This window comes from Asaia sp. SF2.1, from assembly GCF_000505765.1.
GTDB classification, from domain to species: domain Bacteria; phylum Pseudomonadota; class Alphaproteobacteria; order Acetobacterales; family Acetobacteraceae; genus Asaia; species Asaia bogorensis.
Genome location: NZ_AYXS01000051.1, coordinates 25,086 through 25,331 on the forward strand (window position 1 = coordinate 25,086; position 246 = coordinate 25,331).

At 60.6% G+C, this 246-nt stretch carries 1 protein-coding gene; it reads left to right on the top strand.

Annotated features, from left to right (window positions below; translation table 11 throughout):
• Window positions 1-246, top strand: a 246-nt coding sequence (locus P792_RS37825) for a hypothetical protein (protein ID WP_031241706.1), incomplete at both ends; no start/stop codon positions are given.

The window sequence follows — 246 nt, forward strand, 5'->3', positions numbered from 1 at the left end:
GAATGGCCGGTTACGGGAACGACTGGCTACGATTTTCTCGAGCAGGTTGATCTTGCCCTTCATGACCCACGTGGCGAGGCACCACTGACCGAATTGTGGTCCGCTTACGGTCCGGCCGATTTTGAAACCGTTGAGCACGGGGCCCGGCATGAAAAACTCGACACTTCATTCGTGGGCGATTTCGAGGCGCTGACAGCGCGGCTTGCGGGGCAGTTCCCGTCGGGTCGTGACCTTACGCCGCACGCC